The 14,351-nt window shown below is 69.7% G+C and carries 14 protein-coding genes and 1 pseudogene; 8 read left to right on the forward strand and 7 right to left on the reverse strand.

The genetic code is table 11. The features are described from left to right. Nucleotides 1–315: 315 nt before the first annotated feature. A complete protein-coding gene (locus tag ACFY1S_RS19410) occupies nucleotides 316–1,617 on the forward strand; it encodes an MFS transporter (RefSeq protein WP_387119739.1) in 1,302 nt (433 codons plus the stop codon). Here the strand turns inward: ACFY1S_RS19410 and ACFY1S_RS19415 are convergent. From ACFY1S_RS19415 to ACFY1S_RS19425, 3 genes and pseudogenes are all read right to left on the reverse strand, one after another. Then, nucleotides 1,580–1,753: pseudogene (locus ACFY1S_RS19415) on the reverse strand (TetR/AcrR family transcriptional regulator C-terminal ligand-binding domain-containing protein); the annotation flags it as partial. The gene ACFY1S_RS19410 and the pseudogene ACFY1S_RS19415 sit on opposite strands and share 38 nt — an antisense overlap. A gap of 86 nt (nucleotides 1,754–1,839) precedes the next feature. After that, the gene (locus tag ACFY1S_RS19420; protein ID WP_387119742.1) at nucleotides 1,840–4,479 is read right to left on the reverse strand and encodes a TIM-barrel domain-containing protein; all 2,640 of its coding nucleotides are present in this window, start codon (nucleotides 4,477–4,479) and stop codon (nucleotides 1,840–1,842) included. 327 nt (nucleotides 4,480–4,806) lie between these two features. Then, the gene (locus ACFY1S_RS19425; RefSeq protein WP_387119745.1) at nucleotides 4,807–5,727 is read right to left on the reverse strand and encodes an expansin EXLX1 family cellulose-binding protein; all 921 of its coding nucleotides are present in this window, start codon (nucleotides 5,725–5,727) and stop codon (nucleotides 4,807–4,809) included. Between the two features lie 142 nt (nucleotides 5,728–5,869). Between ACFY1S_RS19425 and ACFY1S_RS19430 the strand changes: the two genes are divergently transcribed. After that, complete coding sequence (locus ACFY1S_RS19430; RefSeq protein WP_387119748.1) at nucleotides 5,870–6,397, forward strand: cupin domain-containing protein; 528 nt, start codon at nucleotides 5,870–5,872, stop codon at nucleotides 6,395–6,397. 54 nt (nucleotides 6,398–6,451) lie between these two features. On the opposite strand, the gene ACFY1S_RS19435 is transcribed toward ACFY1S_RS19430, so the two are convergent. Next, complete coding sequence (locus tag ACFY1S_RS19435; RefSeq protein ID WP_387119751.1) at nucleotides 6,452–7,054, reverse strand: TetR/AcrR family transcriptional regulator; 603 nt, start codon at nucleotides 7,052–7,054, stop codon at nucleotides 6,452–6,454. A gap of 118 nt (nucleotides 7,055–7,172) precedes the next feature. Between ACFY1S_RS19435 and ACFY1S_RS19440 the strand changes: the two genes are divergently transcribed. The 3 genes from ACFY1S_RS19440 (at nucleotide 7,173) to ACFY1S_RS19450 (ending at nucleotide 10,331) form a co-directional block, all read left to right on the forward strand. Then, nucleotides 7,173–8,009: an SDR family oxidoreductase gene (locus tag ACFY1S_RS19440; protein ID WP_387119754.1), complete on the forward strand. Its 837-nt coding sequence runs from the start codon at nucleotides 7,173–7,175 to the stop codon at nucleotides 8,007–8,009. A 153-nt stretch (nucleotides 8,010–8,162) separates the two neighbouring features. Further along, nucleotides 8,163–9,389 carry an epoxide hydrolase family protein gene (locus ACFY1S_RS19445; protein ID WP_387119757.1) on the forward strand — a complete coding sequence of 409 codons (1,227 nt, stop codon included), beginning with the start codon at nucleotides 8,163–8,165 and terminating at the stop codon, nucleotides 9,387–9,389. Then, nucleotides 9,390–10,331, forward strand: a complete 942-nt coding sequence (locus ACFY1S_RS19450) for a redoxin domain-containing protein (protein ID WP_387119760.1) — start codon at nucleotides 9,390–9,392, stop codon at nucleotides 10,329–10,331. On the opposite strand, the gene ACFY1S_RS19455 is transcribed toward ACFY1S_RS19450, so the two are convergent. Then, nucleotides 10,318–11,208 (reverse strand): transglutaminase domain-containing protein, encoded by an 891-nt coding sequence (locus ACFY1S_RS19455; RefSeq protein WP_387119763.1) that lies wholly within the window; start codon nucleotides 11,206–11,208, stop codon nucleotides 10,318–10,320. The genes ACFY1S_RS19450 and ACFY1S_RS19455 overlap by 14 nt on opposite strands. Nucleotides 11,209–11,291: 83 nt before the next feature. Here ACFY1S_RS19455 and ACFY1S_RS19460 point away from each other — a divergent pair, with 83 nt between their 5' ends. Next, nucleotides 11,292–11,876, forward strand: a complete 585-nt coding sequence (locus ACFY1S_RS19460; RefSeq protein WP_387119766.1) for a GNAT family N-acetyltransferase — start codon at nucleotides 11,292–11,294, stop codon at nucleotides 11,874–11,876. 47 nt (nucleotides 11,877–11,923) lie between these two features. Here ACFY1S_RS19460 and ACFY1S_RS19465 read toward each other — a convergent pair whose 3' ends face one another. Further along, nucleotides 11,924–12,526 (reverse strand): GrpB family protein, encoded by a 603-nt coding sequence (locus ACFY1S_RS19465; protein WP_387119769.1) that lies wholly within the window; start codon nucleotides 12,524–12,526, stop codon nucleotides 11,924–11,926. Nucleotides 12,527–12,571: 45 nt separating this feature from the next. Next, the gene (locus ACFY1S_RS19470) at nucleotides 12,572–13,069 is read right to left on the reverse strand and encodes an NUDIX domain-containing protein (RefSeq protein ID WP_364362479.1); all 498 of its coding nucleotides are present in this window, start codon (nucleotides 13,067–13,069) and stop codon (nucleotides 12,572–12,574) included. 163 nt (nucleotides 13,070–13,232) lie between these two features. On the opposite strand from ACFY1S_RS19470, the gene ACFY1S_RS19475 reads away from it, so the two are divergent. Further along, entirely contained in the window at nucleotides 13,233–13,436 is a 204-nt protein-coding gene (locus tag ACFY1S_RS19475) for a hypothetical protein (protein ID WP_387119773.1), read from the forward strand. A gap of 82 nt (nucleotides 13,437–13,518) precedes the next feature. Then, nucleotides 13,519–14,331, forward strand: a complete 813-nt coding sequence (locus ACFY1S_RS19480; protein WP_387119776.1) for a histone — start codon at nucleotides 13,519–13,521, stop codon at nucleotides 14,329–14,331. Nucleotides 14,332–14,351 lie beyond the last annotated feature (20 nt).

The following is a 14,351-nucleotide window of genomic DNA, read 5'->3' on the forward strand; positions in this document are numbered from 1 at the left end:
TCGCTATCGGCCTCGGCTGCCTGCTCAGGGCACGTCTAACCTTCATGAGCCGGCGTTCAGACCGACCCGTCCGTCGCCCCCCCAGCTCGGCGGCCTACACGTGACGGCTCAGGCGGAAGGTGTCGCTCCCGCAGAGAGGTCTGCGCGCGGGTGGGTGATGCAGGCAGTCGGGCGCGGACGTTCAGTGGCGTGCGCGCGGGTACAGTCATGGCCGTGAAGTTCGCAATGGACGTGAGACAGGGCTAGCTCCCGCGGGTCTTTGAGGCGCGCGGGCGATGGATGCTGCCCTGTTCACCTCTTTCGCGAAGGTCTTCAATGTCTGTCCACTCCGGGCGCCGCGCTATTGACGCGTCGCTTACTGCCTCCCTTGTGTTCGCTTCCATCGGAAGCGGACTGTTCCTACCGCTCTCGCTGGTGTTCTTCGTCGAGCTCACCGACATCCGCCTGAGCATGCTCGGCGTTCTCGTGGGGCTCGCGGGTTTCACGTCTGTGCCGGTGCCCGCCGTGGCCGGCCGGTTGGCCGACAGATACGGTGCACGCCGACTCGTACTCATCGCGCAAGGCATTCAGGCGCTCGCCTACCTCGGCTATGCCTTCGCCCGAGACCCGCTGAGCGTCTTCGTCGTCACTGCGGCCATGTCGATCGGCGGTCGGCTGTTCTGGTCGACGATCTTCGCGGCGCTCGCTGATCATGCGCAGGACGGTCCCAGGCAGCAGCACTGGTTCGCGCTGGCGAACATCGCCCGCACCGCGGGGATTGCGGCAGGCGGGATCATCACCGGCGTCGCGCTGACGATTCCGGGCACGCGGGTCTATATCGTGCTCGCACTCGTCGCCGCCGGCTGTCTGGCGGCATCCGTCCTGCTCATGCTGCCTGTCGCACGGTCGCGAGCGCGCGCACGGGTTCCCGGCGCATCGCACGCTCAGGGGACGGTGCTGCGTGACGGGCGTCTTCTCGGTCTGCTGTCGACAAACGTCGTCTTCGCGATCTCGACGCTCCTCCTGGGCCTGACTGTGCCGGTGGTCATGAACACGGCGCTGGACGGCCCGGGATGGGTCAGCTCCGTCGTGCTGGTCTGGAACGCGCTGCTCATCTCTGGCTTCGGCATCATCGGCGCCCGCCAAGCGGGTCGCCGCGAACCGTTCGCCGTGCTGCGGACCGCGGCCGTCGCATGGGTTGTGGGCTGCGCGCTGCTGGCGTTCGCGGCATCCTCCGCGCTTCCGTTCGCGGTCGCTCCTCTCGCCGCGGCGGTCCTCGCGTTCAGTCTCGCCGAGATCCTCCATGCGCCGACATCGGTCGCCATCGTCAGCAACATGGCACCCGAGGCGGAACGGGGCGACTACCTGGCCGTGTGGCAGTACTCGTTCATGGCAGCCGAGATCGGTGGCCCCATCCTCTTCGGCACACTGTTCACGCTCCACCACAGCACGCCGTTCCTCGTCGTGCTCGCGCTGAATCTGGTCACGATCCCCGCGCTCCGCATACTGGGCCGTCAACGCGGCCGCGTGGCGCTGGCCTCGACCGAAACGGTGAGACGACCCGACAGTCCGCTACAGCCGAGCCGAGTGGATCAAGCGGTCATTGGCGGGGGCGCAACCCGTCGAGGGCGGTGGTGACGACGAGGTCGGCGTACTCGGCGGTGAGCGGTCCACTGCGCTGCAGCCATCGGCTGAACAACGGTCCCCAGATCAGGTCCACCGCCACGTCGAGGTCGACGTCGTCGGCGAGTTGCCCGGCCTGTTGGGCGCCACGAGCCGCGCCGACGAACCGGCCGGGTGGGTTGCCCCACCCGGCCGATGTCTGGATCCGTGGAAGCCAGCCCGTAAGGCTGGCGGCCGTCAGTGCTTCTTGAACACCGGCATGGTGTCCAGGGTGGTGGTGATGTTCTGCGTGGTGCCGCCCCGGTACGTCTTCCCGGTGAAGATGTCGGTCCAGCTGTTGCCCGGCGGGAACCACACCGACGTCGTGGCGGTGGTGCCCGGCGTCGTCACGGGTGCCACCAGGTAGTCCGGCCCGTAGAGGTACTGGGAACCGGCGGTGGCGTACGCGGCCTGCTCGTTCGGGTACGCCAGGTACATCGAGCGGACGATTGGCGTACCCGTGCGGGTGGCCTCCTTGGCGGCGGCGTAGGTGTACGGCTGCAGTTCCTTGCGCAGGTTCAGGAACTTCTTGGCCGACGCGTTCGCCTCCGGGCCGTACTGCCAGGGCAGCCGGTCACTGTGGTTGGAGTGCAGCCTGTCGATCGGCTGGAACGTGCCGAACTGCACCCACCGGGCGTAGAGGTCGTCGGGCAGCTTGGTGCTGCCCGGTTCGGTGCCCGGCTCCTGGAGGCCGCCGGTGTGTCCGCCGATGTCGTGGCTGACCGCTGCCAGCCCGGTCGCGGCCGACTCACCGGGCGTGTAGCCGACCTCCATCCGCAAGGTCGACCAGTCCGACGTGGTGTCGCCGGTGAAGTGCAGCGTGGTGCGCTTGTCGGCCCACGGACCGGTCGCCACCGGGGTCGGGCTGCTGTAGCCGCCGGCCTGCAACGAGCCGTACGCCCGGGAGAACGCGAAGCCTGTCTTGTCGGCGTACTGCTTGTTGATCCAGGCGTCCCCGGTCACCCCTTCGAGGGAGGACTTCGTGTTGTCGCAGCACCAGTCCAGCCACCACAGGTCCGGGCCCTTGCTGCCCTTCGGGATCATCTGGTCGTGCAGCTGAAGGTACGCCTTGAGCTGGTCCGGGTCGCCGAAGTCGAACGTGTAGCAGTCGGGGCCGCCGTTGCAGCCGACGCGCTGGAGCTTGCCCTTGGCGGTGGCCTGCGCCTGGGCGAACTTCGGGTCCGAGCCGAGGATGCTCGGGTGGATGTTGATGCCGGTGTGCAGGCCCTGCTTCCTGGCCCAGTCGAAGAACGCCTTCGGGTCGGGGATGCGGGTGGGGTCGATGCTCCAGCCGTTCCACTTGTCAGGCGCCTTGATGTCCGTGTCAAGGACAAGAACATCCATGGGTACGCCTTCGGCCTTGGCCCGGGCCACCAGGTCCTGGAACTCCGTGGCGGTGCGGTCGTAGTACTCGGAGTACCACACGCCGTACGCCCACTTGGGCAGCAGCTTCGTGGGCCCGGTCAGGGTCGACAGGTCCTTCAGACCCCGGGTGAAGTCCTGCCCGTACGCGAAGATGTAGCCGTCCTGCTCGGGGGCGGGCCGGGGCTTGGTGTCGCGTAGCGCCGAGGCCGAGTCGTCGAGCAGGTACCAGCCGTCCTGGTAGAGCAGGCCCGGTGCGGTGAGGGCGGAACCGGTCACGCCGTCCAGACCTCGGCGGTAGCCGCCGAGTGGCGCGTGCGGGGCGAGCAGCGGGGAATCCTTGCTCGTGACGGCGACAGTGTCCACGTTGACGTTGCAGCTGGCGTCGGTGGGGCACCCCAGCGTCACGGTGTTGGTGCCACGGTCGAGGTGGACCGGCACGGAGACGGTGTTCCAGTAGTCCCACCCGCTGGTCGGCGGAAGGGTGGCCGTGACCGGCGCCGCGGTTCCGGCAGTGACCGACATGGTGCGCGTCTGGATCGGTTGGGAACCGGCCTGGCCGTTGGCGTACCGGATCTGCACCTGGTAGTCGCCAGCGGCCGGAACGTCGGTCACGGTGAGAGCCACGGCGGAGGTGGTGTTCTCCAGGCCGGCAAGGAATCCCGTACCGGAAGCGCCGTTGTGGTCGTTGGCGGGTTTCGCACCGCCGGTAAGCGCGCCGGTCTCGGCCTCTCCCAGGGTGCCGAACCGCAGGGGCTGCGGCTGGGGCGTGGCCGGCGCGGGGAACGCGTCACCCGGGTTGACCACGGCGAGGCTGTCGATGTTCACGTTGCCGGAGTCGTCGGGACCTCGCACGATGCTGATCTCGTGCCGGCCCGGAGTGAGGTCGACAGGCACGGTGGCCAGGCCCCAGGTGTCCCAGTTCGCGGTGGGTGGCAGGGTCAGCGTGCGACCGGCGTCGCCGTCGACCCGGACCGTCAGGGTGCGGGCCACGTTCTGGCCGTCGCCGCCTGTGCTGTTGGCGTAGCGAACGCTGAGCTGCTTCGTGCCGCCCGCCGGGGCGTCGAGCGCGAAGGTGACCGAGTCGCCTGACGAGGCGAAGCCGGCCGCGAAGCCGCGCCCGGTGTATCCCCGGTGGTCGGTGGCCACGCCGGGGCCGTTCAGTTGCAGCGATTCGGCCTCGCAGAGCGCGCCGAACGCGCAGGCCGGGGCGGTGTGACCGGCCCAGGGCTTGCCCTGCACGATCTGCTTGCCGGCCTTGAGCTGGACTGTCAGGTTGTCGGAGGTGAACGCGCCCGAGCCGACCTGATACCGCACCGTCATCGCGCCGGTGTCGATGGTGAGCCAGCCGTGATCGACGCGCTTGGTGAAACGCGTACGGGGGAAGTCGTCGCGCCCGATGGCGTTGAACGTGGCGGCGTCGGTGAAACGGCCGTCCTTCTGGTACTCGGTACGGATCAGGGTGGGGGACAGCACTTCGAACCGTGCGTTGCCCGAGCGTACGGCTCCGTCTTGGGCGTGGTGACGGCTGGCCTGGGCCGGCGCGGAGGGAGCGAGTGTCAGCCCCGTGATGAGAATGCCGACTGCGGCTGCTGCTGTGGCGCTGCGGCGGCGTGAACTCCGATAGAGCAAGATGCGCTCCTCGTCTCATATGGAGGAAATGAGTCGATGACAACGCTGTCCCCGCGCGAAACGGATGTCAACGGGCCTCGGAGAGTGTCCCTTCTCTCTTTCGCCTCCGCCGTACTCGTCAGGTAGGTGGCCGTTGCACCATGGCGCGACCGGGTCCTCAAGGCCAAGCGGTCAGCAGCGGGGGCGGTCGAGTGGAGCGGCGGCACCCGCGAGCGCTTCGACCGCCGCAGTCGGCGCGATCGACTCCGTAGGCGTCGGTGCGGGCGCGATGGTGGGGCTCGGCGGGGCAGAGGGTGAGCTGCTGGGCGTGGGGGAAGCGCTGGCGAGGATGGCCGTGCTGCGTTGCACCTGCTTGGTGACCATGCGGATGCCGGTGGCGGTCGCCTGGCGTCCGTACACGTCGGTGACCCTGATGCTGTACGGCCCGGGCCCGAGCCCGCCCTCGATGGTCCAGTGGTTGTCGCTCTGCCGGGCGGCCTTGCGGAAGCCACCACCCGGCCCCTTCGCCTCGACCGAGCGCAGCGGGTTGCCGTGGTTGCCGACCTGCACCGCGAACCAGTACTTCGAGGCGCCGCCCTTCATCCGGAAGGTGAGCCCTCCGTCGAGTGGCGGGTTCACCACCGCCCGGTACGTCACTGGCGCGATGCCCTGCGACAGGTCCGCGATCTTGGTGAACGCCTCGGTGGACAGGTCGATCTTGCCGGGTCCGCAGCCACCGCACTGGTCCATCACCATGACCCGGACCGTGCCCTTCGGGCCGCTCACCTCCAGGTAGCTGCCGCAAGCAGCCGATCCGGAGTACTGGGACGCGCCGAGGGCCACGTACAGCCGGTCCGCCGGACGGCCCGGGAAGGAGCAGTTGCCGCCCGAGCGTCCCGCGTCGTAGAAGCTGGCCGTTCCCTTGTGGACGGCGTTGCCCGTGGGCGGCGCGGCGCAGGCCGGGGTGCCGCCGCCGCGTACGGCGAGGGTGATGCCGAGGACGGCGGCCAGGGCGGTGACCCCGGCACCGGCCAACCAGTGCCGGACCCGCCGACTCAACCGGGGCGTGCTGGCCGGGATGTCGTTGTCGCGGGCCGCGCCTGGTGCCGTCACGGCGCCTGATGTTGCCGCAGCACGCCGCGGCGACGCAACAACGCCCGAGCGGACCGCCCCGGGTCGGTTCGGTTGCGGTACCTCGCCGTAACGGAGTCCCTAGGATGCGAGTCATGACTGCAGCGCCAGGGAGACAAGCAGCATGACCGAATTCAACAGCGCCGCCGCTGGCATCCCGGACGATGACCCGACCCGAAGTCTGACGGTGGTCGACCCCGACGACCCCGCGACCACCCACATCTCCCTCGCCGGGGGCACCTACACCATCCTGATCAGCGGCGAGCAGACCAACGGGCAGTACTGCCTCATCGACATGCTCGTGCCCGACGGCGGCGGCCCGCCGCCACACCGGCACGACTTCGAGGAGATGTTCACAATCCTTGAGGGCGAGATCGAGTTCACCTTCCGCGACGAGAAGCGCAGCGTGCGGGCCGGGTCAACCGTGAACATCCCGGCCAACGCCCCGCACAATTTCCGCAACGTCTCCGGCGCTCCCGCGCACATGCTGTGCATGTGCACCCCGGCGGCCCAGGACGAATACTTCATGCGCGTCGGCGACGAGGTCGCGAGCAGGGACGCGCCGCCGCCGCAGCTCACCGACGGGGAGAAAGCGGAGCGCCGGCAGCGCGCGGCCGAGCTGGCTCCCGTGTACCGCTCCGAGCTGCTCTGACAGTTCGGCGAGTGCCGGCCCGGCGGCTGCGGGCTGCCGGGTCGGTCGGGCTGGTCACCCGGCAGATCGGCGGGGGCACAGTCCGTTGAGGGCGGTGGCGACGACGAGGTCGGCGTACTCGGCGGTGAGCGGCCCGCTGCGCTGCAGCCAGCGGCTGAACAACGGACCCCAGATCAGGTCCACCGCCACGCCGAGGTCGACGTCGTCGGCGATCTGACCCGCCTGCTGGGCGCTGCGTAGGCGTTGCCGTTTGGCCTCCTTCAACGGCCCGTCCAACCGTTCGGCGTACGCCGCTGCCAGCTCGGGGTCGAGCGCGATCTCGGTGGCCAGCGCGCGCATCGGTTGCTCGTACCGGGGGTCGTTCATCTCCTCGACAGTGGCGCGCAGCACCACTGTCAGGTCCGCCGCCAGGTCGCCGGTGTCCGGCAGCGTCGGCGGCCCACCCTCGGTGGCCTCGCTGAGCATGAGGAAGGCGTCGAAGATGACAGCGCCCTTCGACGGCCACCAGCGGTAGATGGTCTGTTTGCCGACGCCGGCCCGCGCGGCGATGCCCTCGATGCTGAGCTTCGCGTACCCCGTTTCCTGAAGCAGGTCGAAGGCCGCGGTGAGGATGGCGCGGCGGGAGGTCTCGCGCCGGCGGGCCGTGTTGGGCGTCATGGGCGGCAGGGTACCAGTCGACGAGACGAACCGTCTCGTCTTGACGGTGGCGGTGTCGCGGCCCTAGTCTCGGCCCATCGCGAGACGGACCGTCTCGTCTCGGAATGGGGAGAAGCGCATGCGTACCTGGTTCATCACCGGTGCCAGCCGCGGCCTGGGCCGCGCCTTCGCCGACGCCGCACTCGACCGGGGCGACCGGGTGGTCGCCGCCGCCCGGACAATCGCCCGGGCCGACTTCGACAAGAAGTACGCCGACCAGTTGCTGACCCTGACCCTCGACGTGACCGACCGGGCGGCGGTCATCGCCGCAGTTGACACCGCAGTCGAGCACTTCGGCCGGCTCGACATCGTCGTCAACAACGCCGGCACCCTGTCCATGGGCATGATCGAGGAGTTCACCGAGGCCGAGGCGCGTGCCCAGTTCGAAGTCAACCTCTTCGGCGCGCTCTGGGTCAGTCAGGCAGTGCTGCCGCACCTGCGCGCCCAGCGGTCCGGCCACATCGTGCAGGTCTCCAGCATCGCCGCGCTCGGCGGCTTCCCGAGCACCGGCCTGTACAGCGCGAGCAAATTCGCCCTGGAGGGCATGAGCGAGGCGCTGGCGATGGAGGCGGCGGCCTTCGACATCACTGTCAGCATCGTGCAGCCGGGCGGATACTGGACCGACCTCTACACCAGCGTGCGCGCCACCACCCCGATGGACGCCTACGCGCCACTGCGCGCCGAGCTGGAACGGCAGTGGGCGGAAGGCTCGATCGACAGCGAACCGCGGCTGGCCGCCGAGGCGCTGCTGCAACTGGTCGACAGCGACGACCCGCCGCTGCGGCTCCTGCTCGGGAGCATGGTCTACGACCTGGCGTTCGACATCTCCCGCCGACGGATGGACACCTGGGCGAGCTGGGAGCAGGTCAGCCGAGCCGCCGAGCATGCCGTCGCGGCCCCCGGGCAGACGCGCTGACGAGCCGTATCGCCACGGGCCCGGGGTGGGGCGTTCTAGGCTCCGAGATATGGCGGCGGCGTGCCCAATCCATTGGCACACAAGTCCGGGCAGAGCCTTCACTAGATGATTTTCTCCTCGCGAGGCGCAAACCTAGACGGAGAGGAAACACGCATGGCTGTCACAACCAGGACCCGTCCGGGCACCACGGAGATTCGGCCGTTCTCGGTCGACATTCCCCAGGCCGACCTCGATGACCTGAAGAGGCGCATCAAGGCCACCCGCTGGCCGGACAAGGAAACGGTTGACGACCAGTCGCAGGGCGTGCCACTCGCGACGATCCAGGCCGTCGCCCGCTACTGGGAAAAGGAGTACGACTGGCGCAAGGTCGAGGCGCGACTGAATGCCGTACCGCAGTTCATGACCACCATCGACGGGGTGGACATCCACTTCATCCACGTGCGCTCGAAGCACGAGGACGCGCTGCCCCTCATCGTCACCCACGGGTGGCCGGGCTCGGTGATCGAGCAAATGAAGATCATCGAGCCGCTCACCGATCCCACCGCACACGGCGGGAGCGCGTCGGACGCCTTCCACCTGGTGATCCCGTCGCTACCCGGGCACGGTTTCTCCGGCAAGCCGACCGAGTCGGGGTGGAATCCGCAGAAGATCGCGACCGCCTGGACGGAGTTGATGAAGCGGCTCGGCTACGACCGGTTCGTCGCGCAGGGCGGCGACTGGGGTGCGGTAATCGTGGACCAGATGGGCATCCAGGCGCCCCCGGAACTGCTCGGCATCCACACCAACATGCCAGGTGCGATCCCCACCGAGATAGACCTGTTGTTCCAGGGCGACACCACGGGCGCGAACAACGCCATGGGCTCGCTGCCGTCCGGTCTCTCCGACGACGAGATGCGTGCCGCCGAGGAAGCCAACTACGTCTGGAAGCACGTCGCGTACGCCCTCATGATGGCGACGCGTCCGCAGACGCTTACCGGGCTCGCGGATTCCCCTGTCGGGCTGGCGTCGTTCCTGCTCGACCACGACGCGAAGAGTCTGGCCCTGATCGCGCAGGTCTTCGACGGGGCGAAAGCGGGCCTCACCCGCGACGACATCCTGGACAACATCTCGCTCTACTGGTTGACGAACACGGCGATCTCCGCGTCGCGCCTGTACGCGGAGAACAAGCTGTCGTTCTTCGCGGCAAAGGGCGTGACCGTCCCGGTCGCCGTGAGCGTGTTCCCCGACGAGCTGTACGAGGCACCGCAGAGCTGGGCCGAGCAGGCGTACCCCAACCTCATCTACTACAACAAGCTCGACGTGGGCGGGCACTTCGCGGCCTGGGAACAGCCAAAGATCTTCTCCGAGGAGCTTCGGACCGCCTTTCGGTCGCTGCGCTAGATGGCCGTGCACCTGCCCCCGTTCGGCGGGGCGGTCGAGTGGCTCAACTCCGAGCCACTCGGCCCCGCCGACCTGCGCGGGCGCGTCGTCCTCGTGAACTTCTGGACGCTTACGTGCATCAACTGGCTACGTCAGGAGCCCTACGTCCGGGCCTGGTCGCGGGCCTACCGCGACGACGGGCTGGTCGTCGTCGGCGTGCACACGCCGGAGTTCTCGTTCGAGCACGACACCGACCAGGTACGGCGGGCGGTTGCGGCGCGCTCCATCGACTACCCGGTCGCGGTCGACAGCGACTTCGCGATCTGGCGAGCATTCGCCAACCAGTACTGGCCGGCCCTCTATTTCGCTGATACCGACGGTGTCATCCGTGACGAACACTTCGGTGAGGGACGGTACGAGCAGTCCGAGCGGGTGCTCCAGCAACTGCTCGGCATCGAGCGGAACCCCGTACCCGTCAACGGGCTCGGCCCGGAGGCGGAGGCCGACTGGACCAACCTGCGCACGCCCGAGACGTACCTCGGTTTCAGTCGCGGCGAACACTTCGCGTCGCCGACCGGCGCCGCGCTCGACGAACGTCGCGCCTACGACATCCCCGAGCGCCTGGACCTCAACCAGTGGGCGTTGGCGGGGGAGTGGACGATCGGGTCGGAGAACGTCGTGCTGGAGCAGGCCGACGGCGGCATCGCCTTCCGGTTCCACGCCCGCGACGCGCATCTCGTGCTGGCCTCCGGGGCGGGAGCGCCGATCCCGTTCCGCGTCCTGCTCGACGGTGACGCTCCCGGCCCGTCACACGGCGTCGACGTCGACGAGGACGGCAACGGCGTACTTCAGGACGGCCGGCTCTACCAGCTCGTCCGCCAGGACGGCGCGGTCCGGGAGCGGACCCTGGAGATCACGTTCGGTGAGCCCGGCGCCGAGGCGTACGCCTTCACCTTCGGGTAGGGCGGGTGCCCAGGTCGACAGTGCTGACGGTGCCGGAGACCGGCGAGATGCTGCGCACCCGCGAGCCAGGGCGGAACCGGGCGTCACTGGCGTACCTGTCGGCGAGTGCCTTCTCCGCGGCCTCGTCGCCGTCGTCGGCGGCGAGCAGCAACGCGGCGATCTCGTCCACGACGGTGAGGTCCCCGGTGGAGACGTCGTCGGTCATCGCGTCCAGACTGTCCCAGAGCAGCAGCTCGTCCTTCTGCCGGTGGGCCAGCTCGAGCAGGACGGAGTTGTGGATGAACCAGTCGCCGCGGATCGGTAGTTCCGGGTTGACGCCGTACACCTCGGGGTCGATCGTCCCGGCCCGGTACGCCGACCACACCCGCGCCGCCGAGTCGAAGAGACCGGCCTTCGGGTCGATGTCGTAGCCGTCGAAGCCCCAGTCGCCGGCCGGGTCGACCTCCGGGTCGGCCCAGACCCACCGGCGGCCGTTCCAGTACTCCACAAGCACGTGATCGTGGTGCCAGCCGGGCACGAAGTACGAGGCGAAACCGACCCGGCTGCGGCTGGGAACGCCGTGCTGGCGGAGCACCGCGACCGAGAGCAGCGTGTAGTCCCGACAGCAGCCGGCCACCCGGTCGACGGCCGGACGCTCGGCGGCGAGGGGCAGCGGGAATCGGGACTGGTCGGTGTCGAGGATGCGGTCCACCCAGCGGCCGTTCACCTCCTCCAGCCGGTCGGGTGGCAACTCGACGCCGCCGGCGCGGTAGTGGACGATCACGTTGCGGACGGTCGCCGCCACCGAGGCGATGTCGGCCGGGACGGCGTCGAGCAGCGCGGCATGCCGACCGGGGTCGCTGTACGGGGAGTGCTGTCGGTAGTGATCGATGTCCATCAGGCGAGTCTGCCTTCTTCCGCCGGATCACGGCCGTCGCGAGGTCAGAATCGACGCACAATCTCGGGGTAGTGTCGTCTGCTGTGACCACCCCCGAGATCACCATCGCCACCCCAGCGGACCGTGACGCGGTGGTCGTTTCCCTGGTTGCCGCGTTCGTCAAGGACCCCGTCCTGCGGTACCTGTTCCCCGACGAGGACACGTACCCGGTCCACGCCGCCGCCTTCTTCGGGCACCTCTTCGACAAGCGGGTGCACCTGTCGTCCATCTGGACGATCGGCGCCGGCGCCTCCGTCGCCATTTGGGAGCCGCCAGCCGACCCGGCCACGGGCGGCCACGATGACGGGGGCGGCGGCTTCGCCGGTCATTTCCCCGCCGACGTGCTGGCCCGCGTGCAGGCCTACGACGACGCCGTGCACGCCGCCCTGCCAACCGTCCCGTTCTGGTACCTCGGCGTCCTCGGCACCCACCCCGACCACGCCGGACGCGGCTGGGGCCGGGCCGTCATGCGCGCCGGTCTGGCCCGCGCCGCCGCCGACGGCCTACCGACCGTCCTGGAGACGAGCAACCCGGCGAACGTCGAGCTGTACCGCCGCGCCGGCTGGGAGGTGGCGGGTCACCTGCCGGAGCCGGTGCCCACCTGGATCATGCGGCAGCAGCCCCTCTGACGGTCGGTGGGCGCGGGCGGTCGACCGGCCGCGCCGGGTCCGATCGCTCAGGGCGCTTGGCTGTCCGCGAAGATCCGAGCGTAGATCTCGTCGATGACGTCGTTCTTCGCGAGGCTGTAGTCGCGCGGTCGACCGGCGGTGTCGCGTGCCAGGCGTCGCTTCGCCACGGCGTACCGCTCACGGTCGTCCGGATGCGCCCGCAACCAGTCGCGGAACAGCAGGTGCCGGACGGGCTCGGGCGCGCCCCTCGGCCAGACGTGCAGATTGACGTCCTCCGCCGCGCTGAGGAGCATCCGGTGCCCGTGCCACCACGGCTCGCGCAGCACCAGTCGGTAGCCGAGCCGTTCGAGGGCGGGAAGGTAGCCGGACTCGTCCGCGGTGTCCTCGACGAGCAGGTCGATGTCGATGACGGGCTTGGCCACGAGGCCCGGCACGGCAGTCGACCCGACGTGCTCCACACCGATCGCCACGGCGCCGAGCGCCTCGGTGAGCAGCGCACGGACGCTCGCGTACCGCAGCTCCCACGCCGGGTCGTGGTCCTCGACGACGACCGAGCGCCATGCCCGGGGCGGTTCGCCCACCAGACCCGCGTCCACCTGATCAGGGGTGGCGTGGAATCGGCGTACGACGTCCTGCGGATATTCGGCCACGGCAGACCCTTCCCGGAGAAGCAAAGTCCGCCAGCGTACGCGGACTCAGTCCGGAACGTCGTCCCAGCCGGTGCCCGGCGGCAGGTAGCCGGCCACCTGGTTGTCCCGCAGGGCGTAGGCGAGGACCAGCAGGGCGTGCTTGTCCAACTCGGGCAGCCGGTCCATCGCGAACCACCGGACATCCAGCGACTCGTCGTCGTTGACCCGTGCCGTGCCGGCCACCACCCGGCACAGGAAGCCCAGGTTGAGGTATTCGCAGCGGTCGCCGTTGGGGTAGGTGTGCGGGTGCGAGACGGCGCTCGACATCCGCACCGGCGCCACGTCGAGGCCTGTCTCCTCGCGTACCTCACGGACCAGCGCGGTGGCCGGCTGCTCACCGGGCTCGACGAATCCGCTGATCACCGACCAGCGCCCGTCGTCGGCCCGTTGCCCCAGCAGCAGTTCACCGGCGTCGTTGCGGATCACCGCGCTGACACTCGGCAGCCAGAGCAGGTCGTGTCCGACGTGCCTGCGCATCCCCGCGATGTAGTCCGGAATCGCCACCGGCCGATCATAGGCCGCGATCCGACGGCCACAGTCGGCTGATTGTTCTGGCCGTTTTCTGGCGTTTTGCTCCCGTGGGCGGAAAGCATATCTACTGTGGAGAAGGTCGGTCACTTGCGTGATCCGGTGGCGGCCGGCCGGTAGGCGGTGCACAGTGATTCCCATGACGGACAGTGAGCGTGGTGGGAAGTACTACTGGTGCACCCGGCACCACCGGGTCGAGACCGACGCCGACGTGTGCCCGGCGAAGCACGTCCTCGGTCCGTACGACTCGGCGGCCGACGCGGAGAACGCCCTGCAACGGGTGCAGGAGCGCAACGAAGCGTGGGACGCCGAGGACGCCCGTTGGGCCGGGGAGAACAGGTAGGCGGCGCGGGACGGCCCGCGCCGAGGCATTTCGTGCTCCGCGAGGACGCACGCGAGAGCACGCCCCCAAGGAGGGAACCACGATGGCCGAAGCACAGCAGGCCACCACCCGCCCGGCCGCCCGACGCACCACCGCGAAGAAGACCGCCGCGGCCGAGCGGAACACGGCGGCGAGCCGGACCACCCCCGTGCGCAAGTCCACCACGGGCGCCGCGAAGGCGCCGGCCCGCAAGGCGGCCGGCGGCGCGGGGCGTGCCCCGGCGAAGAAGACCACCACGGCGGCCAAGAAGGCGCCGGCGAAGAAGACCACCACCAAGACCACGACGGCGGCCGAGAAGGCCCCCGCGAAGAAGACCACCACCCGCAAGACGACCACCGCCGCGAAGCGGACCCCGGCGTCCGCGACGCGCAAGACCACCACCGCCGCGGCGAAGACCACGGGTACGGCGAAGAGGACCACCGCCGCGGCGAAGAAGACGGCAGGCGCCGCGAAGAAGACCACCTCGTCGGCGGCGAAGAAGACAACCGCCGCGGCGAAGGCGCCGGCGCGTAAGGCCGCGACCAAAGCGACCGCCGTGAAGAAGACCGCCGCGAAGAAGGCACCGGCCAAGAAGGCGCCCGCGAAGAAGACGACGGCGAAGAAGACGGCCTCCACCCGCCCGAGCGGCGGCGCCCGCAAGGCGCCGGCGAAGAAGGCTCCGGCCGCGAAGTCGACAGGCACCTCGTCGACGGCCGCCCGCAAGGCGGCGGCGAAGAAGGCGCCCGTGAAGAAGACAGTCGCGGCCAAGGCGCCGGCCCGCAAGGTGACCGCCCGCAAGTCGCCGGCCCGCCCGGCCGCCGCGCGGGCCACCACCGGCCGGGGTACGCGCAGCACCGCCCGGAAGGCGACCGGCTGAGCGGCCGCCGCCCGTCGGGT

It is taken from the genome of Micromonospora sp. NPDC000663 (genome assembly GCF_042898105.1).
Lineage (GTDB): Bacteria > Actinomycetota > Actinomycetes > Mycobacteriales > Micromonosporaceae > Micromonospora.

Bases quoted from the DNA above. Each gene is read 5' to 3' on its own strand.
- ACFY1S_RS19445 (WP_387119757.1), top strand. From the start codon at position 8,163: ATGGCTGTCACAACCAGGACCCGTCCGGGCACCACGGAGATTCGGCCG.
- ACFY1S_RS19455 (WP_387119763.1), bottom strand. From the start codon at position 11,208: ATGGACATCGATCACTACCGACAGCACTCCCCGTACAGCGACCCCGGT.
- ACFY1S_RS19475 (WP_387119773.1), top strand. From the start codon at position 13,233: ATGACGGACAGTGAGCGTGGTGGGAAGTACTACTGGTGCACCCGGCAC.
- ACFY1S_RS19440 (WP_387119754.1), top strand. From the start codon at position 7,173: ATGCGTACCTGGTTCATCACCGGTGCCAGCCGCGGCCTGGGCCGCGCC.
- ACFY1S_RS19480 (WP_387119776.1), top strand. From the start codon at position 13,519: ATGGCCGAAGCACAGCAGGCCACCACCCGCCCGGCCGCCCGACGCACC.
- ACFY1S_RS19410 (WP_387119739.1), top strand. From the start codon at position 316: ATGTCTGTCCACTCCGGGCGCCGCGCTATTGACGCGTCGCTTACTGCC.
- ACFY1S_RS19450 (WP_387119760.1), top strand. From the start codon at position 9,390: ATGGCCGTGCACCTGCCCCCGTTCGGCGGGGCGGTCGAGTGGCTCAAC.
- ACFY1S_RS19435 (WP_387119751.1), bottom strand. From the start codon at position 7,054: ATGACGCCCAACACGGCCCGCCGGCGCGAGACCTCCCGCCGCGCCATC.
- ACFY1S_RS19430 (WP_387119748.1), top strand. From the start codon at position 5,870: ATGACCGAATTCAACAGCGCCGCCGCTGGCATCCCGGACGATGACCCG.